The sequence below is a fragment of the Flavobacterium sp. CFS9 genome (assembly GCF_041154745.1).
Classification (GTDB): Bacteria; Bacteroidota; Bacteroidia; order Flavobacteriales; family Flavobacteriaceae; genus Flavobacterium.
On sequence record NZ_AP031573.1, the window covers coordinates 2,623,939 to 2,647,328 of the forward strand.

A 23,390-nucleotide genomic window follows, 5' to 3' on the forward strand; every position below is an offset into this window, starting at 1 on the left:
ATGTCATTCATCGTTAATCTGGGTAGTTTATCGAAAAATGTAGCTGATAGCCAGTTGATTGCATATTTTCGCGGCTCCAAAAACTACTAATTTAACCAAAAGACCATTTGTGTCTTGAACCTATATACCTATGGTCCAAACGCTACCCTTTTTTAATGAAGCCTTTAAAAAGTCCTTTTTAAGACTTCAAAAAAACATTCCTATTTTTTTCTCGTATCTATCCTGTGTGCTAAAAAACGCTGTTGTTTTTTTGGCATGCGCTGTTTCTATTTCTAAAATCCCAGCCGTATATGTATAACTTTACTTTTAGCAAGTTTAATTTTTTAAAACAAATCTTTTTTGTTTTGTTCTTTGGACTAGTGTCATTACCTGCTTTTTCACAAGTTTGTGGAACACCCGGAGGTGATGGGCCTGTTACCGTATCAAGTTCTGTAAATACTTACTTTCCTATTTCGGGAAATATAACACTGAATGCAGGAACTCAATCGATAGTTTTAGCAGGAGTACCCGCTACCGATCAGTATTCTAATAATTTTGGTGCAACTCCAATATCAGTAGGAGATTTGATTTTGATTATTCAGATGCAGGATGCTACGATAGATTATACCAATACAACAAGTTATGGTTCAGGAACGTCAAATAGCGGCCCGGATTCTTTAGGAGGTACCGGATTTACATCTTTAGGTAACACCGGAGTTTTTGAATATGTTATTGCAACTAATAATGTCCCGCTGACTGGTGGGAATTTAACGTTTAAGGGTACCGGAACTAATGGTGGAACCCTGAATAGTTTTTACAATGCAGATGCTACAACGACAAGAGGAAAGAGAACTTTTCAGATTGTAAGAGTACCCCAATATTCCAATTTAACACTTACTTCTTCTATAACAACGCCGCCTTTTAATGGTGTTGCAGGGGGAGTTATTGCTTTTAATGTTTCCGGTACATTCAATTTTGCCGGATTTTCTATTGATGGAAATGCCCGCGGTTTTAGAGGAGGTTATAGCCCTATAGCAGTATCTAATCTTAATAATTCTACAACTTATGTGGGATTATCAAGTAATAATACAATTTCAGGAAAAGGAGAAGGAATAGCCGGAACGCCCCGTTATATGTGGGATGGATTTAATCAGGTTGATAATGGAGTGGAAGGAATGCCTGGAGGATCTGCAGGAAGAGGAGCCCCTGCCAACGCTGGTGGAGGGGGTAATGACCACAACTCCGGAGGTGGAGGTGGAGGTAACGGTGGATTCGGTGGCTTAGGTGGTGCCGGATGGCAAGGTGGAGGCGGTGATGTTCTTCCATTAACAGGAGGAGGAAGACCGGGTTTCAGATCCTATCTTACAGCAACTGCCTTTCCAAGACTTGTCATGGGAGGTGGTGGTGGTGCCGGAGATGCCAATAATGCTTCAACAGGTGTTAAAGGTGGTGTCGGTGGTGCCATTATTCTTATTAATGCAGGTACCGTTCAGGGAACAGGTAACATTTATGCCAATGGAGGAAAAGGAGCACCAGGTGCTTTTTCAGGCTCACCCGATGGAGCAGGTGGTGGTGGTGCCGGAGGAACAGTATTATTGAATATCTCAAATAGTAGTACCGCTACGATCAGAATAGAAGCAACAGGAGGAGCAGGAGGAAATACTGAAAATGATAATAATAATTCACACGGACCTGGTGGTGGTGGTGGTGGTGGAATAATCAGACACAACCTTACCGGTACTGTAACCTTAACTACTACTGTAGTTGGAGGTAGCTCAGGAAGGTCTAATGCCGGTGCGGGAATCAGAAATGGTGCGGTAGATGGAACAGCAGGTAGTGCGTCAACTTTTACAGCACAGGATGTACCGCCAAATTTGCAGGTAAATTCTAATTGTTTCCCTGTTTTAGAAACAAAAGTAAAAGCACTTTCAACCGCATCAGCCTGTAATTCGATTGGAGAGAAAGTTTCTTATGAAATTCAGATCAAAAATACAGGAGTAGGGAATGCTGCAGGAGTATTTTTAGATTTTCTTTTTCCAACAGGTATCGAGTTCGATTCTGCTACAGCAACTTATTCCGCAGAAGCAACAGGACCTTCAGGAGTCTTAACAAATACTTCTACAGCTAATAATCCGGTATTCGGAGGTTTTAATATTGCACAAAATGGAGTGGTTACGATAACCTTAACAGGAAAAGTAGCGGCGTCTATGGCGGCGGGAACTTACAGTTCTAGTGCACAGGCATTGTATCTCGATCCAACACGTACAACTGCTAATCCAAGTAGAAGAATTACAGCATTTACGAACGCTTATGGTACTGCCAATAAAACCTATGAAGGAGCAAGTCAGGCAAATGTTCCCGGCACAAACTTTAAAGGTAGTGCAGAAACGGTAGATGATATTACAATTTTGGCATTGCCGGCAACTCCAACTGCTACGGTAACACAAGGAAATTGTCTTACACCAACAGGAACAATAACAGTCAATACCCCAGCTCCGGGAGCGGGAATAAGTTATACCTTAAGAGGAACAAATCCGGTAACGGCACCAGTAAATAATACATCAGGCGTTTTCTCCGGTTTAGTACCGAACAGCTATGTATTAACTACAACTAATGCTCAGGGATGTACTTCGGCTCCGACTGCAAGTATGACGATCAATCCGGTCGCCGGAGCACCAACAACTACAGGTGTTTCTATCTGTCAGGGAGGCAGCGGGTCACTAACAGCTACTTCTACGTGTTCAAATTCGGGGACTATACAATGGTACACATCGTCTATAAGTGTAACACCCATATTTACAGGTTCTTCTTTTAATCCTGTAGGTGTTGCGGGCTCAGGTTTGACCAATACAAATACACCGGGGACCACAACATATTATGCAGCTTGTCCGGGACTTGGAAGCTGTAGAACAGCTACAAATTTTGTAATTAATGCAATACCAACAATAACAGCAACAACACCAGCTTCGCGATGTGATGCAGGATCAGTAACATTAGGCGCTACGGCTTCTTCAGGAACCATTAATTGGTATGCTGCTGCGACAGGAGGTACATCATTAGCGACTGGTACGAATTTTATCACACCAAATTTATCAACAACTACTACTTATTATGTAGATGCTACAGGAAACGGGTGTACTACAGGAACAAGAACAGCAGTTACAGCAACAATAAATACAAGGCCTACAATAGATTCAACAACACAAGACTCCAGATGTGGTGCAGGAACATTAACATTAAATGCAACAGCATCAGCAGGGGCAACTATTAACTGGTATGCGGCTTCAACAGGCGGTACATCATTAAAAACTGGAACGAGTTATACTACACCAAGTTTATCAACGACAACTACTTATTATGTAGAGGCTACTTCACCTGAAGGTTGTACTTCAGCATCAAGAGTTGCAGTTGCGGCAGTGGTAAACACTGCTTCTACGATTGTATTTACCAGTGGTACACAAAACCCAACAATTTGTAATGGAACAGCAATTCCTAATATTGTTTATACATTTGGAGGAAGCGCAACCAATGCTGTTGCCTCAAACTTGCCGGCTGGTTTATCAGCTTCTGTTGATTCCAGTGCAAAGACAATCACGATTTCAGGAACACCAACTGCGAGTGGTACTTATACAATAACAACAGTTGGTCATACAGCACCTTGTACGGCTGCGACAATAAATGGAATTGTAACGATTACTACTGCATCAAATGCAGGTACTTTATCAGGTAATCAAACTATTTGTGTTGGAGGAACTACTACATTCACATCAAACGGAAATACGGGAGGAAGTTGGTCAAGCAATGCTACGGGAATTGCAACAGTAAACAGTACAACAGGTGCAATCACCGGAGTTTCAGCCGGAACTGCTACCATCACATACACGGTAACTGGAACAGGCGGTTGTACCAATGCAACAGCTACCAGAACGGTGACGGTAACTGCTGCACCAAACGCAGGGACTTTATCAGGAAACCAAAATATCTGTGTTGCCGGAACGACTACATTTACCTCAAACGGAACTACAGGCGGAAGCTGGTCAAGCAGTGATACTGCAATTGCTACAGTAAACAGTACAACAGGTGCAATCACCGGAGTTTCAGCCGGAACTGCTACCATCACTTATACAGTAACCGGAACAGGAGGTTGTGGAAATGCAACAGCTACCAGAATGGTGACGGTAACTGCCGCGCCAAATGCAGGTACTTTATCAGGGAATCAAACTATTTGTGTTGGAGGAACGACTACATTCACATCAAACGGAAATACGGGAGGAAGTTGGTCAAGCAATGCTACGGGAATTGCAACAGTAAACAGTACAACAGGTGCAATCACCGGAGTTTCAGCCGGAACTGCTACCATCACATACACGGTAACCGGAACAGGCGGTTGTACCAATGCAACAGCTACCAGAACGGTGACGGTAACTGCTGCACCAAACGCAGGGACTTTATCAGGAAACCAAAATATCTGTGTTGCCGGAACGACTACATTTACCTCAAACGGAACTACAGGCGGAAGCTGGTCAAGCAGTGATACTGCAATTGCCACAGTAAACAGTACAACAGGTGCAATCACCGGAGTTTCAGCCGGAACTGCAACGATCACTTATACAGTAACCGGAACAGGAGGTTGTGGCAATGCAACAGCTACGAGAACCGTAACAGTAACTGCCGCGCCAAATGCAGGTACTTTATCAGGGAATCAAACTATTTGTGTTGCCGGAACGACTACATTCACCTCAAACGGAACTACAGGCGGAAGCTGGTCAAGCAGTGATACCGCAATTGCCACAGTAAACAGTACAACAGGTGTTGTTACCGGAGTTTCAGCCGGAACTGCTACCATCACTTATACAGTAACCGGAACAGGAGGTTGTGGAAATGCAACAGCTACCAGAACGGTGACGGTAACTGCCGCGCCAAATGCAGGTACTTTATCAGGGAATCAAAATATTTGTGTTGCCGGAACGACTACATTCACCTCAAACGGAACTACAGGCGGAAGCTGGTCAAGCAGTGATACCGCAATTGCCACAGTAAACAGTACAACAGGTGCAATCACTGGAGTTTCAGCCGGAACTGCAACGATCACTTACACGGTAACCGGAACAGGAGGTTGTGGCAATGCAACAGCTACGAGAACCGTAACAGTAACTGCTGCACCAAATGCAGGAACTTTATCAGGTAACCAAACTATTTGTGTTGCCGGAACGACTACATTCACCTCAAACGGAACTACAGGCGGAAGCTGGTCAAGCAGTGATACCGCAATTGCCACAGTAAACAGTACAACAGGTGTTGTTACCGGAGTTTCAGCCGGAACTGCTACCATCACTTATACAGTAACCGGAACAGGAGGTTGTGGAAATGCAACAGCTACCAGAACGGTGACGGTAACTGCCGCGCCAAATGCAGGTACTTTATCAGGGAATCAAACTATTTGTGTTGCCGGAACGACTACATTCACCTCAAACGGAACTACAGGCGGAAGCTGGTCAAGCAGTGATACCGCAATTGCCACAGTAAACAGTACAACAGGTGCAATCACTGGAGTTTCAGCCGGAACTGCAACGATCACTTACACGGTAACCGGAACAGGAGGTTGTGGAAATGCAACAGCTACGAGAACCGTAACAGTAACTGCCGCACCAAACGCAGGGACTTTATCAGGGAATCAAACTATTTGTGTTGCCGGAACGACTACATTCACCTCAAACGGAACTACAGGCGGAAGCTGGTCAAGCAGTGATACCGCAATTGCCACAGTAAACAGTACAACAGGTGTTGTTACCGGAGTTTCAGCCGGAACTGCTACCATCACTTATACAGTAACCGGAACAGGAGGTTGTGGAAATGCAACAGCTACCAGAACGGTGACGGTAACTGCCGCGCCAAATGCAGGTACTTTATCAGGGAATCAAACTATTTGTGTTGCCGGAACGACTACATTCACCTCAAACGGAACTACAGGCGGAAGCTGGTCAAGCAGTGATACCGTAATTGCCACAGTAAACAGTACAACAGGTGCAATCACTGGAGTTTCAGCCGGAACTGCAACGATCACTTACACGGTAACCGGAACAGGAGGTTGTGGCAATGCAACAGCTACGAGAACCGTAACAGTAACTGCTGCACCAAATGCAGGAACTTTATCAGGTAACCAAACTATTTGTGTTGCCGGAACGACTACATTCACCTCAAACGGAACTACAGGCGGAAGCTGGTCAAGCAGTGATACCGCAATTGCCACAGTAAACAGTACAACAGGTGTTGTTACCGGAGTTTCAGCCGGAACTGCTACCATCACTTATACAGTAACCGGAACAGGAGGTTGTGGAAATGCAACAGCTACCAGAACGGTGACGGTAACTGCCGCGCCAAATGCAGGTACTTTATCAGGGAATCAAACTATTTGTGTTGCCGGAACGACTACATTCACCTCAAACGGAACTACAGGCGGAAGCTGGTCAAGCAGTGATACCGCAATTGCCACAGTAAACAGTACAACAGGTGCAATCACTGGAGTTTCAGCCGGAACTGCAACGATCACTTACACGGTAACCGGAACAGGCGGTTGTGGCAATGCAACAGCTACGAGAACCGTAACAGTAACTGCTGCACCAAATGCAGGAACTTTATCAGGTAACCAAACTATTTGTGTTGCCGGAACGACTACATTCACCTCAAACGGAACTACAGGCGGAAGCTGGTCAAGCAGTGATACCGCAATTGCCACAGTAAACAGTACAACAGGTGCAATCACTGGAGTTTCAGCCGGAACTGCAACGATCACTTACACGGTAACCGGAACAGGCGGTTGTGGCAATGCAACAGCTACGAGAACCGTAACGATGAGTGACACTGAGAAACCAACGATCACTTGTCCATCAAATGTTACGGCTGTAGCAGATGCTAATTCATGCGCTGCCACCGGAGTTGTTTTAGGCACTCCAGTAACTTCAGACAATTGCTCAGGAACAGTAACGGTAACTAACGATGCGCCATCCAGCTTCCCAATCGGAACCACTACGGTAACCTGGACGGCTACTGATGCTGCCGGAAATACTCAGACTTGTACGCAAACGGTAACGGTAAACGATACTCAAAAACCAACAATCACTTGTCCTTCAAATGTTACGGCTGTAGCCGATGCTAATTCATGCGCTGCCACCGGAGTTGTTTTAGGCACTCCAACTACAAGCGATAACTGTTCAGGAACAGTAACGGTAACTAACGACGCGCCATCCAGCTTCCCAATTGGAACCACAACGGTAACCTGGACGGCTACTGATGCTGCCGGAAATACGCAGACTTGTACGCAAACGGTAACGGTAAACGATACTCAAAAACCAACGATCACTTGTCCAGCGAATGTAACCGCTGTGGCCGATGCCAATTCATGCGCTGCCACCGGAGTTGTTTTAGGCACTCCAGTAACTTCAGACAATTGCTCAGGAACAGTAACGGTAACTAACGATGCGCCATCCAGCTTCCCAATCGGAACCACTACGGTAACCTGGACGGCTACTGATGCTGCCGGAAATACTCAGACTTGTACGCAAACGGTAACGGTAAACGATACTCAAAAACCAACGATCACTTGTCCATCAAATGTTACGGCTGTAGCAGATGCTAATTCATGTGCTGCCACCGGAGTTGTTTTAGGGACTCCAATTACAAGCGATAACTGTTCAGGAACAGTAACGGTAACTAACGACGCGCCATCAAGCTTCCCAATCGGAACCACCACGGTAACCTGGACGGCTACTGATGCTGCCGGAAATATTCAGACGTGTACGCAAACGGTAACGGTAAACGATACTCAAAAACCAACGATTACTTGTCCAGCGAATGTAACCGCTGTAGCAGATGCTAATTCATGTGCTGCCACCGGAGTTGTTTTAGGAACTCCAGTAACTTCAGACAATTGTTCAGGAACAGTAACAGTAACTAACGATGCACCATCCAGCTTCCCAATTGGAACCACCACGGTAACCTGGACGGCTACTGATGCTGCGGGTAATACTCAGACTTGTACGCAAACGGTAACGGTAAACGATACTCAAAAACCAACGATTACTTGTCCAGCGAATGTAACCGCTGTAGCAGATGCTAATTCATGTGCTGCCACCGGAGTTGTTTTAGGCACTCCAACTACAAGCGATAACTGTTCAGGAACAGTAACGGTAACTAACGACGCACCATCCAGCTTCCCAATCGGAACCACTACGGTAACCTGGACGGCTACTGATGCTGCCGGAAATATTCAGACTTGTACGCAAACGGTAACGGTAAACGATACGCAGAAACCAACCATCACTTGTCCGGCGAATGTTACTGCTGTGGCCGATGCCAATTCATGCGCTGCCACCGGAGTTGTTTTAGGTACTCCAACGACAGGCGATAACTGTTCAGGAACAGTAACGGTAACTAACGACGCACCATCCAGCTTCCCAATCGGAACCACTACGGTAACCTGGACGGCTACTGATGCTGCCGGAAATATTCAGACTTGTACGCAAACGGTAACGGTAAACGATACGCAGAAACCAACCATCACTTGTCCGGCGAATGTTACTGCTGTGGCCGATGCCAATTCATGCGCTGCCACCGGAGTTGTTTTAGGTACTCCAACGACAGGCGATAACTGCTCAGGAACAGTAACAGTTACTAACGACGCGCCATCCAGCTTCCCAATCGGAACCACCACGGTAACCTGGACCGCTACTGATGCTGCCGGAAATACTCAGACGTGTACGCAAACGGTAACGGTAAGCGATACTCAAAAACCAACGATCACTTGTCCTTCAAATGTTACTGCTGTAGCCGATGCCAATTCATGTGCTGCCACCGGAGTTATTTTAGGAACACCAACTACAAGCGATAACTGTTCAGGAACAATAACAGTTACTAACGACGCACCATCCAGCTTCCCAATCGGAATCACAACGGTAACCTGGACGGCTACTGATGCTGCCGGAAATACTCAGACTTGTACGCAAACGGTAACGGTAAACGATACGCAGAAACCAACGATCACTTGTCCAGCGAATGTTACGGCTGTGGCTGATACTAATTCATGCGCTGCCACCGGAGTTGTTTTAGGAACACCAGTAACTTCAGACAATTGCTCAGGAACCATAACGGTTACAAACGACGCACCATCCAGCTTCCCAATCGGAACCACTACGGTAACCTGGACGGCTACTGATGCTGCCGGAAATACTCAGACTTGTACGCAAACGGTAACGGTAAACGATACGCAGAAACCAACGATCACTTGTCCAGCGAATGTTACGGCTGTGGCTGATACTAATTCATGCGCTGCCACCGGAGTTGTTTTAGGAACACCAGTAACTTCAGACAATTGCTCAGGAACCATAGCGGTTACAAACGACGCACCATCCAGCTTCCCAATCGGAACCACTACGGTAACCTGGACGGCTACTGATGCTGCCGGAAATACTCAGACTTGTACGCAAACGGTAACGGTAAACGATACGCAGAAACCAACGATCACTTGTCCAGCGAATGTTACGGCTGTGGCTGATACTAATTCATGCGCTGCCACCGGAGTTGTTTTAGGTACTCCAACGACAGGCGATAACTGCTCAGGAACAGTAACAGTTACTAACGACGCGCCATCAAGCTTCCCAATCGGAACCACCACGGTAACCTGGACCGCTACTGATGCTGCCGGAAATACTCAGACGTGTACGCAAACGGTAACGGTAAGCGATACTCAAAAACCAACGATCACTTGTCCTTCAAATGTTACTGCTGTAGCCGATGCCAATTCATGCGCTGCCACCGGAGTTGTTTTAGGCACTCCAGTAACTTCAGACAATTGCTCAGGAGTTGTAACGGTAACTAATGACGCGCCATCCAGCTTCCCAATCGGAACCACTACGGTAACCTGGACCGCTACTGATGCTGCCGGAAATACTCAGACTTGTACGCAAACGGTAACGGTAAACGATACGCAGAAACCAACGATCACTTGTCCAGCGAATGTTACGGCTGTGGCTGATACTAATTCATGCGCTGCCACCGGAGTTGTTTTAGGAACACCAGTAACTTCAGACAATTGCTCAGGAACCATAGCGGTTACAAACGACGCACCATCCAGCTTCCCAATCGGAACCACTACGGTAACCTGGACGGCTACTGATGCTGCCGGAAATACTCAGACTTGTACGCAAACGGTAACGGTAAACGATACGCAGAAACCAACGATCACTTGTCCAGCGAATGTTACGGCTGTGGCTGATACTAATTCATGCGCTGCCACCGGAGTTGTTTTAGGTACTCCAACGACAGGCGATAACTGCTCAGGAACAGTAACAGTTACTAACGACGCGCCATCAAGCTTCCCAATCGGAACCACCACGGTAACCTGGACGGCTACTGATGCTGCGGGTAATACTCAGACTTGTACGCAAACGGTAACGGTAAACGATACTCAAAAACCAACGATCACTTGTCCATCAAATGTTACGGCTGTAGCAGATGCTAATTCATGTGCTGCCACCGGAGTTGTTTTAGGGACTCCAATTACAAGCGATAACTGTTCAGGAACAGTAACGGTAACTAACGACGCGCCATCAAGCTTCCCAATCGGAACCACCACGGTAACCTGGACCGCTACTGATGCTGCGGGTAATACTCAGACTTGTACGCAAACGGTAACGGTAAACGATACTCAAAAACCAACGATCACTTGTCCATCAAATGTTACGGCTGTAGCAGATGCTAATTCATGTGCTGCCACCGGAGTTGTTTTAGGCACTCCAGTAACTTCAGACAATTGCTCAGGAGTTGTAACGGTAACTAATGACGCGCCATCCAGCTTCCCAATCGGAACCACAACGGTAACCTGGACCGCTACTGATGCTGCCGGAAATATTCAGACCTGTACGCAAACGGTAACGGTAAACGATACTCAAAAACCAACGATCACTTGTCCAGCGAATGTTACTGCTGTAGCCGATGCCAATTCATGCGCTGCCACCGGAGTTGTTTTAGGAACTCCAGTAACTTCAGACAATTGTTCAGGAACAGTAACGGTAACTAACGATGCGCCATCCAGCTTCCCAATCGGAACCACAACGGTAACCTGGACGGCTACTGATGCTGCCGGAAATATTCAGACGTGTACGCAAACGGTAACGGTAAACGATACTCAAAAACCAACGATTACTTGTCCAGCGAATGTAACAGCTGTAGCCGATGCTAATTCATGCGCTGCCACCGGAGTTGTTTTAGGCACTCCAGTAACTTCAGACAATTGCTCAGGAGTTGTAACGGTAACTAACGACGCGCCATCCAGCTTCCCAATCGGAACCACTACGGTAACCTGGACCGCTACTGATGCTGCGGGTAATACTCAGACTTGTACTCAAACGGTGAAAGTAATTGGACCAATCAAAGCTACTGAAGATCGTGTAACATCTTTTAATGGAGTTCTGGGCGGAATCGCAGTTCCAAGTGTTCTGGATAATGACTCTCTAAACTGTAAAAATGTAGTGGCTAATGAAGTTATAATTACTTCGACTACAACTTTACCTTCAAATTTAAATTTTGACACTAATACAGGAACTGTTACAGTTCAGCCAAATACGCCAACTGGAACTTACACTTTTGATTATCAAATTTGTGAGGTTGCAAATCCAACAGCGAATTGTGCAACAGCTACAGTTACTATTATTGTACAAAACCCAATCGTAGCCAACGATGATAATACTTACCCAGTTCAAACACCGGGTACAACAACAGCGACCACTATTGGAAACGTAACGGTAAACGATACCTTAAACGGACAGCCGGTAACCGCTGCCAATACCAATGTAACCCCAATCAAAACAGGACCATTGAGTATTGATGCTAACGGAGTATTGACTTTAGATCCAAACACTGTATCAGGAACTTACCAAATCACCTATGAAATCTGTGAAGAAGGAGCGACTCTTCCAAACTGTACTACTGCTACAGCCACAGTTGAAGTTAAAAATCCAATCGTAGCCAACGATGATAATACTTACCCAGTTCAAACACCGGGTATCACAACGGCAACCACAGTTGGAAACGTAACTGTAAACGATACTTTAAACGGACAGCCGGTGACCGCTGCCAATACCAATGTAACCCCAATCAAAACAGGACCATTGAGTATTGATGCTAACGGAGTATTGACTTTAGATCCAAACACTGTATCAGGAACTTACCAAATCACCTATGAAATCTGTGAAGAAGGAGCGACTCCTCCAAACTGTACTACTGCTACAGCCACAGTTGAAGTTAAAAATCCAATCGTAGCCAACGATGATAATACTTACCCAGTTCAAACACCGGGTATCACAACGGCAACCACAGTTGGAAACGTAACTGTAAACGATACTTTAAACGGACAGCCGGTGACCGCAGCCAATACCAATGTAACCCCAATCAAAACAGGACCATTGAGTATTGATGCTAATGGAGTATTGACTTTAGATCCAAACACCGTATCAGGAACTTACCAAATCACCTATGAAATCTGTGAAGAAGGAGCGACTCCTCCAAACTGTTCAAGTGCTACAGCCACAGTTGAAGTTAAAAATCCAATCGTAGCCAACGATGATAATACTTACCCAGTTCAAACACCGGGTATCACAACGGCAACCACAGTTGGAAACGTAACTGTAAACGATACTTTAAACGGACAGCCGGTGACCGCTGCCAATACCAATGTAACCCCAATCAAAACAGGACCATTGAGTATTGATGCTAACGGAGTATTGACTTTAGATCCAAACACTGTATCAGGAACTTACCAAATCACCTATGAAATCTGTGAAGAAGGAGCGACTCCTCCAAACTGTACTACTGCTACAGCCACAGTTGAAGTTAAAAATCCAATCGTAGCCAACGATGATAATACTTACCCAGTTCAAACACCGGGTATCACAACGGCAACCACAGTTGGAAACGTAACGGTAAACGATACCTTAAACGGACAGCCGGTAACCGCTGCCAATACCAATGTAACGCCAATCAAAACAGGACCATTGAGTATTGATGCTAACGGAGTATTGACTTTAGATCCAAACACTGTGTCAGGAACTTACCAAATCACTTATACTATTTGTGAAGAAGGAGCAACACCTGCAAACTGTACTACTGCTACAGCCACAGTTGAAGTTAAAAATCCAATCGTAGCCAACGATGATAATACTTACCCAGTTCAAACACCAGGTACAACAACAGCGACCACTATTGGAAACGTAACGGTAAACGATACCTTAAACGGACAGCCGGTAACCGCTGCCAATACCAATGTAACGCCAATCAAAACAGGACCATTGAGTATTGATGCTAATGGAGTATTGACTTTAGATCCAAACACCGTATCAGGAACTTACCAAATCACCTATGAAATCTGTGAAGAAGGAGCGACTCCTCCAAACTGTTCAAGTGCTACAGCCACAGTTGAAGTTAAAAATCCAATCGTAGCCAACGATGATAATACTTACCCAGTTCAAACACCGGGTATCACAACGGCAACCACAGTTGGAAACGTAACGGTAAACGATACTTTAAACGGACAGCCGGTGACCGCAGCCAATACCAATGTAACCCCAATCAAAACAGGACCATTGAGTATTGATGCTAACGGAGTATTGACTTTAGATCCAAACACCGTATCAGGAACTTACCAAATCACTTATACTATTTGTGAAGAAGGAGCAACACCTGCAAACTGTTCAAGTGCTGCAGCCACAGTTGAAGTTAAAAACCCAATCGTAGCCAACGATGATAATACTTACCCAGTTCAAACACCGGGTACAACAACAGCGACCACTATTGGAAACGTAACGGTAAACGATACCTTAAACGGACAGCCGGTAACCGCTGCCAATACCAATGTAACCCCAATCAAAACAGGACCATTGAGTATTGATGCTAACGGAGTATTGACTTTAGATCCAAACACTGTGTCAGGAACTTACCAAATCACTTATACTATTTGTGAAGAAGGAGCTACGCCTGCAAACTGTACTACTGCTACAGCCACAGTTGAAGTTGGAAAAGCGGTTATTAATGCAGTGACAGAAGAGACCCTTTCGATAAACGGAAGTATTGGCGGCACTACAGCTTCATTGATAACAAATGATACTTTGAATGGAAATCCGGCAGTAATTAAAAATAGTGTTGGAGGAGTAATCTTAAAAGCGATAAATGTTCCAACAGGATTAACTTTAAATGCAGATGGAACTGTAACGGTAAAAGCCGGAACACCAATAGGAAGATACGAAGTGGAGTATAGTATTTGCGAATATCTGAATCCGACGAATTGTTCTACAGTAAAAAGTTATGTTCCGGTAACAGGAGCGGTTATAAAAGCGAATAATGATAATGCCGGAACTGTTGACAGTAGTAAAGGACAAAGTTCTCCAACTAGTATTTTCCAAAACGATACTCTAAACGGAGTATTACTGAATCCTTCAAGCGTTATCTTAACGACGATTGTGCCAAATCCGAATTTAACTTTAAAATCTGATGGTAGAATTGAAGTAAAATCAGGAACTCCTTCCGGAACTTATGAATTAACGTATCAAATTTGTGAAGCCTTAAATCCAACTAATTGCAGTCAGGCAGTGGCGAAAATTACAGTAATTAATGTAGTGGATCCAGATCCTCCTGTACCTCCAGGACCAATCGTAGTGGTAAATGATGGAATTGTAAATGTTGACGGTATAAATGGTGCTCTTGAATTTATAAATGTTTTCGGCAATGATTTATTGAAAGGTTTACCAATTAATCCTTCGGAAGTTATATTTACGGATCTGTCAAAAAATCCTCATTTTGAGTTTAATTCAGACGGAACTGTAAATGTGAAACCAAACACTCCGGGTGGAACTTATGCCTTAAACTATCAGCTTTGTGAAAAAGCAATTCCAACCAATTGTGGTACTGCTACATTGACTGTTTTTGTTGAAGTTCCTGCTATTGCAGTAATTAAAACAGCAGTATTTAATGACGAAAACGGAAGCGGATTTGCAAATGCAGGCGAAACCATTACGTACAGATTTAAAGTAACCAATACCGGAAACGTTCCATTAAAAGGCATCACCGTTTCAGATCCTTTACCGGGAGTTGTCGTTTCAGGACAGGCAATTGATTTAGGTGTAAACGAATCTGACGAATATAACTTTAAAGCTACCTATAAAATCACACAAAGTGATATCAATAAAGGAAGCGTAAGCAACCAGGCAAGCGTTCAGGGACGAAGCAATAAAGGAGTTGTTGTAGATGATATTTCAGATGATGAAAGTATTCTGGAAGATAAACCTACCGTATTAGATTTAAAAGGTTGTGTTATAAAAGTCTTTAACGCGTTTTCGCCAAATGGAGATGACAAAAACAGCAGATTCTATATTCAGGGCTTAGAATGTTATCCAAGCAATACGGTTGAAATATACAACCGTTGGGGAGTTCTGGTCTTCGAAAAAGATAACTACAATAACGAAGACCGTGTTTTTAAAGGTTTCTCAGAAGGGCGTACTACTATAAAACAATCCGAAGGATTACCGGTAGGTACATATTTCTACATCCTGAAATACAAAGACAACGAATCGAATTCGCATGAACAATCGGGTTATTTATATATAAACAAGTAAAAATTACAGCGGTCTGGTACTCCCGGGCCGCTTCTTAAAAGCCATTCAAATGAAAAAGATAATTGTAATGTTCCTGTTTTTTACAGTGGTGTGTTCGGCGCAGCAAGATGCTCAATACACACAATACATGTATAATACCATGGCAATAAATCCGGCTTATGCGGGTTCCCGTGGGGCGTTAAGTGTTTTCGGATTGTACCGTACACAATGGGTTGGACTGGACGGAGCACCCGAAACCAGTACCTTCGCCATAAATACACCTATAAACAACAGCAATTTAGGATTGGGAGTTTCTTTGGTAAACGATAAAATTGGTCCAACCAATGAGAACACTTTATCGGCTGATTTGTCGTATAGTGTTCCAACTTCAGAAACCTTTAAACTTTCTTTCGGGATAAAAGCAACAGCAAATCTTTTTAATCTGGATATCAATAAACTGAATCCTGAAAATCAGGGAGATCCGCAGTTTCAGAATTTAAACAATCGAATCACACCCAATATTGGAGCCGGGGTTTATTGGCATTCTGATAAAGCCTATTTGGGATTATCAATTCCGAATTTTATCGAAACCAATCGATACAATGATGATGATACCGCTATTTTTAAGGATAAGATTAACTATTATTTAATGGCAGGTTACGTTTTTGATCTGGATTATTACATCAAATTCAAACCGGCATTGTTGACCAAAATGGTTCAGGGAGCCCCTTTACAGGTCGATGTTTCAGGTAATTTTATGTTCAATGATAAATTCGTAATCGGATTGGCTTATCGTTGGAGTGCGTCGGTTAGTGTAATGGCAGGTTTTCAGATTACAGATGGCTTATATGTAGGTTATGGTTACGATCATGAAACGACTAATTTAAGAAGATACAATTCGGGGTCGCATGAGGTCTTCCTGCGTTTTGAGTTCCTTAATAATTACAATAGAATTACTTCACCAAGATTCTTTTAAAAAGCCAGCCCTTCATGAAAAGCCAAAAACTACAATATACCATCTTCTTTTTATTCCTGTTTTTCAATGCAATTGCACAAACGGGCAGTATAAAGTATGCCGATACTAAATACGAAAAATACGCTTATATCGATGCTATAAAAATCTATGAAAATGTAGCGGAGAAAGGATACAAAGACGAAAAAATGTTTCAGCGTCTGGGAAATTCTTATTATTTTAATGGAGAACTGGTAAAAGCTTTAAAATGGTACGATGAACTGTTTGCCATGAACAAAGAACAAGAAGCGGAGTATTTGTACCGATATGCACAATGCCTTAAAGCTTCTGGAAATTACACTAAAGCAGATGCAATCTTAGAAAAATTCAATCAAAAACAAGCAACAGATAAAAGAGGGATCTTGTTCGAATCCAATAAAAATTATCTGAACGAGATAAAAGCAAATTCAGGACGATTTGAAATTGCCGATGCCGGAATAAACTCTAAATATTCAGATTATGGAAGTACCATTTTTGATAACAAATTAGTTTTTACCTCTGCACGAGATACCGGTGGAGTAGCAAAGAAAAATTTCAAGTGGACCAACCGATCCTTTACCAATTTGTATACCTCCGAATTATTACCGGATGGAAGTTTAGGAACACCACAGCGTTTTCAGAAAAAAGTAAATACAAAATTCAACGAATCGACACCCGTTTTTACAAAAGACGGCCGAACAATGTATTTTACAAGAAACAACTTCCTGAACGGTAAAAGAGGAAGAGACGAGAACAAAGTCACCTTATTAAAGTTGTACAAAGCAAATTTAGTAGAAGGAGAATGGAAAAATATCGAAGCACTTCCGTTTAACAGTGATCAGTATAGCGTAGCGCATCCTACCTTAAGTGTAGACGAAAAAACACTCTATTTTGCTTCAGATATGCCGGGAACTTTAGGGCAATCCGACTTGTTTAAAGTAGCCATAAATGAGGATGGGACCTTTGGAAAACCTCAAAATTTGGGATCAGCAATCAATACCGAAGGACGAGAAACGTTTCCTTTTATTTCAGAAGATAACGAACTTTATTTTGCAACAGACGGAAGACCCGGATTAGGCGGACTAGATGTATTTGTGACCAAAATAAATGATCAGGGTAGCTTTGAAGAAATACAAAATATTGGAGAACCAATTAACAGTCCGCAAGACGATTTTGCTTTTATAATCAACAGTAAAGACAGAAACGGATTTTTCTCTTCCAATAGAGATAAGGGACATGGATTTGATGATGTTTACCGATTTATAGAAAGACGAAAGCTAAATTGCGAACAGCAATTAACAGGTACAATTACCGATTCAGAAACCAATGTCATTCTTTCAAATGCGAATGTGGCATTGTTCGATGAAAATTTCCAACTCGTTGCCGAAGCCATCACTGATAACAATGGAAATTACATTTTTCCAAATGTAAAATGTGGAAAAAACTATTTCGTACGAGCGTCCAAAACAGATTATGAGAGTAAGGAAGTACCGGTCGCAATAAAAAGAAACTCCGGAAAAACGACTTTATTGATTCAGCTGGAAAAAAGAATTAAACCGATTGAGGTGGGAACAGATCTGGCAAAAACACTCGATATTCCGATCATCTATTTTGATCTCGATAAAGCCACGATCAAAAAAGAATCGGCTTATCAGTTAGAGAAAATAGTCGAAATTCTAAAACAATATCCGGCTTTGAAATTGGATATTCGTTCCCATACAGACAGTCGACAAACTCAGCAGTATAATCAGGTTTTATCCGACAAGAGAGCCAAATCAACCCGAAACTGGCTGATACAAAAAGGAGTAGACCCAGCCCGATTAACTGCAAAAGGATACGGCGAAACCCAATTGGTAAACCAATGTTCTGATGGCGTAAAATGTACCGATGAAGAACATGAACGCAACCGAAGAAGCGAATTCGTAATCACCAATTTGTAAATAAAAAGCAATAGATGAAAGCTTTTTTCTAAATTTTAGAAAAGGGCTTTTTTCGTTGTTATGAAGTAGGTTTCACAATCTTATCATCCCGAGGAACGAGGGATCACACCACCAGCCAGCAACAAAAACTTTGTGCCTTAGCGTCTTCGCGAGCAAAAAAATAATGATTCATTCATTTGCAGGATGAGAACTAGTAGCAACCATTTGGCTAATTTCACTTAGAAACTCAAATTCATCCACAGGAAACATCTGTAGAACACTTTCTAAAATAAGACCTACATTAATACCATTTTCGGAATTTTCATATCGATTCTGATTCAACGCAAGAATGCATAATTTAAGCATATCAGTAATCACACTGCCCAACTCCGAATAATTTGCAAGCTTAATTTGAGTCGTATTGGCTTCTGCATTCTCATTGGCCGATTTTGGAGTGCGGAAATATCGGGTGGTTAGTTTTTGTAATTGCTCTAGATTTTTAAATTCATTTGTTTCCATGATAGTATTTTTGATGTATTAATTTCTATTCTTTTTTCACAAATTAAATCTATTAAACTATTGGCATAAATAGCACGATATTTATGTCGTGTTAATAAAATATTGTATTCTTTCTAATTTTAAGAAAGTTATTTTTTTAAGTTTTTTCTTATAAAATAATAACTAGATTTGCAATTATTAATAATCAGAAGCTTCAAAAAAGGGCTGAAAGCCCCAAAAGCAATAGCGTAGTGCAACACACTACGAATTAGATAGATGATAACAATCGCCCTGAAAGGGCAAAAGCAAAAAAAGCAAGAAAAACATGCCGCAATCATTATCAAAAGTATACGTTCATTTGGTATTTAGCACCAAAGGACGTTATCCCTTTATTGACAACGTCATACAAGAGCGTTTATGGGAATATCTTGGAGGAATTTGTAAAGGATTAGAATGCAATCCAATTCAGATAGGAGGATATAAAGATCATGTACATGTACTGTGTTTACTATCTAAAAAAGTCACTCAAATGAAATTGGTCGAAGAGGTAAAAAAGCAATCTTCAAAATGGATAAAAACCATAGACGATCGTTACGAGAAATTTTATTGGCAAGATGGTTATGGGATCTTTTCTGTTAATCCATCACAACTAGAGAGAGTAATACAATATGTTAAGAATCAGGAAGAACATCATAAAAAGTGTACGTTCAAAGAAGAGCTGGTGGCATTTTTAAACAAATATCAGGTAGCTTATGATGAACGTTTTCTATGGGATTAGTGCTTTCGCCCTTTCAGGGCTTAGGGGGTAATCGTTTTTACATTCGTAGTGCGTTGCACTACGCTGTTGTTAAGGCTCTTTCAGAGCATGTTCGGAACGTTTATGATTTGAAGTCCAGTCTATATAGTAAGCTAAAGTGCATTTAATTGATATTCATTTGTTTATAGTTATAGTTGCTCTAGACCTTAAAAAAGAGGGCTGAAAGCCAAAAAATAACATTAGCTTTCAGGGCTTAGGGTAGGAGTCATTTTTTATTCGTAATGAAGTACATTACGCTGTTGCTAAGGCTCTTTCAGAGTATATTAGAAACGTTTATGATTTGAAGCCCTTTATTATAAAAACAAAATATATTTAATTGATATTCATTTGTTTATAGTTAGGTCTTTAAAAAAGGGCTGAAAGCCCCAAAAGCATTAGCGTAGTGCGTAGCGCTATGAAATTAGTTAGTAATGAATATCGCCCTGAAAGGGCAAAAGCAAATTTTTAACAGCATTCTTTTTTATTTAGAATAAATCTGACAATCAAAAAAACAATGCGCTTTTCGTAAAAAAGGATTAAAATTCGATTCATTCTTTAAACTAAAATTTATAAAACATAAAATATTAGTTATTTTGCTTAAAATGAATGTTTTATGGTTTTAAAAAACCGTTTTTCATTGTGGTGTATCTACATTTTTTTCTAACTTTATAAATCTAAAATTTTTCAGCTATGACTGTAGAACAAATATTAAACGCAAAAGGGAAAAATGTTTACTCAGTTCTTTCAACCACAACGGTTTATGAAGCCTTAAAGGTGATGGGAGAGAAAAACATAGGTGCCATTCTTGTTATTGATGGTTCCGATTTAAAAGGAATATTGTCTGAGAGGGATTATGCTCGAAAAATTGTTTTGAAAGATAAATCATCAAAAGAAACTTTTGTGCATGAAATTATGGAAAGCAATGTTTTCTCGGTAAAACTTTCAAATAAGATTGAAGATTGTATGGAACTGATGAGTACCAAAAGAATTAGACATTTACCGGTTCTGGAAGATGGAATTGTGGTAGGAATAATATCAATAAGTGATGTGGTTAAGGCCATTATAGAAATTCAGAAAGATACTATTAATCATTTAAACTCTTATATTTCGCAATAAAACAACCAAAAAATAAAACATATCAAAAAAATAGTCCAAATTATTTTGGGCTATTTTTTTTTCGCTCCGAATTTTATTTTTAGGAAAAGAAAGCAGTAAAAATAGGCCATTTTAAAACAAGACTTATATCTTTGTAAGCTAGAATAAAAGCTAAAAATAAATGAACAAAGAGAGTAAAAGAAGAGAAGCGTTACTGTACCATTCAGAACCAACTCCAGGAAAAATTCAGGTAGTTCCAACAAAAAAATATGCAACCCAAAGAGATTTATCTTTGGCTTATTCGCCGGGAGTTGCAGAGCCATGTTTAGACATTGCAGCAAACGTAGAAGACGTTTACAAATATACAGCAAAAGGAAATTTAGTTGCCGTAATCTCAAACGGTACAGCAGTTTTAGGACTTGGAGACATTGGTCCTGAGGCTTCTAAGCCAGTAATGGAAGGAAAAGGACTGTTGTTTAAAATATTCTCTGACATTGACGTTTTTGATATCGAAATCGGTACAAAAGATATCGAAGAATTTATTCAGACCGTAAAAAATATCGCTCCAACTTTTGGAGGGATAAATCTGGAAGACATTAAAGCACCGGAATCTTTCGAAATCGAAAGACGATTGGTAGAAGAATTAGACATTCCGGTAATGCACGACGACCAGCACGGTACTGCAATTATCTCGGCAGCAGCTTTAATTAATGCCCTTGAATTGGCAGGAAAAAAAGCAGAAGATGTAAAAGTGGTAGTTTCGGGTGCAGGTTCTGCAGCGATCGCTTGTACGGATTTATATGTTTCATTGGGAGTTCAGGTTAAGAACATCAGAATGTTTAACAGTAAAGGACTTTTAACAAAAGACAACAGTTCACTATCAGAATTGCAGTTGAAATATGCAGTTGACGGAGCTAAAATTGATTTAGCAGAAGCAGTGAAAGGGGCTGATGTTTTCATCGGATTATCTTCAGGAGGTATTTTGTCACCTGAAATGTTATTGACCATGAACGAGAATCCGATTGTTTTTGCAATGGCAAATCCAAATCCGGAAATCGATTATAACTTAGCGACAGAAACCCGTAAAGACATTATTATGGCTACGGGACGTTCAGATTTTCCTAATCAGGTAAATAACGTTTTAGGATTCCCATATATTTTTAGAGGGGCGCTAGACGTACGTGCTACAAAAATTAACGAAGCGATGAAAATGGCAGCTGTAAAAGCATTGGCTATTTTGGCAAAAGAGCCGGTACCGGAGCAGGTTAACGTAGCATACGGAGCAACAAAATTAGGTTTTGGTCAGGAGTATATCATCCCTAAACCATTTGATCCTAGGTTGATTACCGTGGTTGCGCCTGCAGTTGCAAAAGCAGCAATGGAATCAGGAGTAGCAAAAAATCCTATTACAGACTGGGCAGCTTATGAAGATACGCTTCGCGAACGTATGGGGAACGACAATAAAATGGTACGTTTGATTACCAACCGTGCTAAAGTAAGTCCGAAAAGAATTGTTTTTGCAGAAGCAGATCAGTTAAACGTACTTAAAGCAGCACAGATCGTACACGAAGACGGAATTGGTCATCCAATTTTATTAGGAAATAAAGAAGTTATTTTAGAACTTAAAGAAGAATTAGGTTTTGATGCTGAACTTGAGATTATTGATCCTAAAACCAATGAAGAAGAAGGAAGACGTAACAGATTTGCTAATTCTTACTGGGAAACAAGAGGAAGAAGAGGCGTTTCGTTATTAGATTCACAAAAATTCATGCGTGAAAGAAACTATTTCGCAGCAATGATGGTGAACGAAGGAGAAGCAGATGCTTTGGTAACAGGTCATACAAGAAGTTATCCGACTGTTGTAAAGCCAATGTTGCAATTGATTGAAAAAGCACCGGGAGCTTCATTAGTGGCTACAGCCAATATGATGTTGACTTCTCGCGGACCAATGTTCTTGTCAGATACAGCAATTAACATCAATCCTTCAACAGAAGATTTGATTAACATTGCGATCATGACGGCTAAAACCGCTAAAATGTTTGGTGTAGAGCCAGTTATTGCAATGGTTTCTTATTCAAACTTCGGATCTTCAACAAGTCCAAGCGCTTCAAAAGTGAGAGAAGCGGTAGCTTATTTGCATAAAAACCACCCGGAAATGATTGTTGACGGAGAAATTCAGGCAGATTTTGCCTTGAATCAGGAAATGCTTGCAGAGAAATTCCCGTTCTCAAAATTAGCAGGAAAGAAAGTAAATACCTTGATTTTTCCTAACTTAGATTCAGCTAACATTACTTATAAATTGCTAAAAGAACTTTACAAAGTAAATTCTATTGGACCAATTATGATGGGAATGGGTAAACCGGTTCACATTTTTCAATTAGGAGCAAGTGTTGAAGAAATGGTAAATATGGCTGCAATCGCAGTTATTGACGCTCAGGAAAAAGAAAGTAAAAAGATTAAATTAGCGAAATAGT

The 23,390-nt window shown here is 41.7% G+C and carries 7 protein-coding genes; 6 read left to right on the top strand and 1 reads right to left on the bottom strand.

Annotated elements, in window-relative coordinates; genetic code table 11:
- Positions 1 to 290: 290 nt before the first annotated feature.
- Genes ACAM30_RS11360 through ACAM30_RS11370 form a run of 3 tightly spaced genes read left to right on the top strand, consistent with a single transcriptional unit; the run spans position 291 to position 18,548 of the window.
- Positions 291 to 15,638 carry an HYR domain-containing protein gene (locus tag ACAM30_RS11360; RefSeq protein ID WP_369618590.1) on the top strand — a complete coding sequence of 5,116 codons (15,348 nt, stop codon included), beginning with the start codon at positions 291 to 293 and terminating at the stop codon, positions 15,636 to 15,638.
- A gap of 49 nt (positions 15,639 to 15,687) precedes the next feature.
- Positions 15,688 to 16,593 carry a type IX secretion system membrane protein PorP/SprF gene (locus ACAM30_RS11365; RefSeq protein ID WP_369618591.1) on the top strand — a complete coding sequence of 302 codons (906 nt, stop codon included), beginning with the start codon at positions 15,688 to 15,690 and terminating at the stop codon, positions 16,591 to 16,593.
- Positions 16,594 to 16,607: 14 nt separating this feature from the next.
- Positions 16,608 to 18,548 carry an OmpA family protein gene (locus tag ACAM30_RS11370; protein WP_369618592.1) on the top strand — a complete coding sequence of 647 codons (1,941 nt, stop codon included), beginning with the start codon at positions 16,608 to 16,610 and terminating at the stop codon, positions 18,546 to 18,548.
- Between the two features lie 168 nt (positions 18,549 to 18,716).
- Here the strand turns inward: ACAM30_RS11370 and ACAM30_RS11375 are convergent, their stop codons facing one another.
- On the bottom strand, positions 18,717 to 19,046 hold the full coding sequence (locus tag ACAM30_RS11375; protein ID WP_369618593.1) for a hypothetical protein: 330 nt from the start codon (positions 19,044 to 19,046) through the stop codon (positions 18,717 to 18,719).
- A 304-nt stretch (positions 19,047 to 19,350) separates the two neighbouring features.
- Here ACAM30_RS11375 and tnpA point away from each other — a divergent pair, with 304 nt between their 5' ends.
- From tnpA to ACAM30_RS11390, 3 genes are all read left to right on the top strand, one after another.
- Positions 19,351 to 19,803 carry an IS200/IS605 family transposase gene (gene tnpA / locus ACAM30_RS11380; RefSeq protein WP_369618594.1) on the top strand — a complete coding sequence of 151 codons (453 nt, stop codon included), beginning with the start codon at positions 19,351 to 19,353 and terminating at the stop codon, positions 19,801 to 19,803.
- Between the two features lie 708 nt (positions 19,804 to 20,511).
- Positions 20,512 to 20,937 (top strand): CBS domain-containing protein, encoded by a 426-nt coding sequence (locus ACAM30_RS11385; protein ID WP_017497881.1) that lies wholly within the window; start codon positions 20,512 to 20,514, stop codon positions 20,935 to 20,937.
- Positions 20,938 to 21,097: 160 nt separating this feature from the next.
- Positions 21,098 to 23,389 (top strand): NADP-dependent malic enzyme, encoded by a 2,292-nt coding sequence (locus ACAM30_RS11390; protein WP_369618595.1) that lies wholly within the window; start codon positions 21,098 to 21,100, stop codon positions 23,387 to 23,389.
- The last annotated feature ends 1 nt before the right edge of the window (position 23,390 follow it).

Coding starts and splice junctions, on each gene's coding strand:
- ACAM30_RS11385 (WP_017497881.1), top strand. CDS start 20,512: ATGACTGTAGAACAAATATTAAACGCAAAAGGGAAAAATGTTTACTCA.
- tnpA (WP_369618594.1), top strand. CDS start 19,351: ATGCCGCAATCATTATCAAAAGTATACGTTCATTTGGTATTTAGCACC.
- ACAM30_RS11360 (WP_369618590.1), top strand. CDS start 291: ATGTATAACTTTACTTTTAGCAAGTTTAATTTTTTAAAACAAATCTTT.
- ACAM30_RS11365 (WP_369618591.1), top strand. CDS start 15,688: ATGAAAAAGATAATTGTAATGTTCCTGTTTTTTACAGTGGTGTGTTCG.
- ACAM30_RS11375 (WP_369618593.1), bottom strand. CDS start 19,046: ATGGAAACAAATGAATTTAAAAATCTAGAGCAATTACAAAAACTAACC.
- ACAM30_RS11390 (WP_369618595.1), top strand. CDS start 21,098: ATGAACAAAGAGAGTAAAAGAAGAGAAGCGTTACTGTACCATTCAGAA.
- ACAM30_RS11370 (WP_369618592.1), top strand. CDS start 16,608: ATGAAAAGCCAAAAACTACAATATACCATCTTCTTTTTATTCCTGTTT.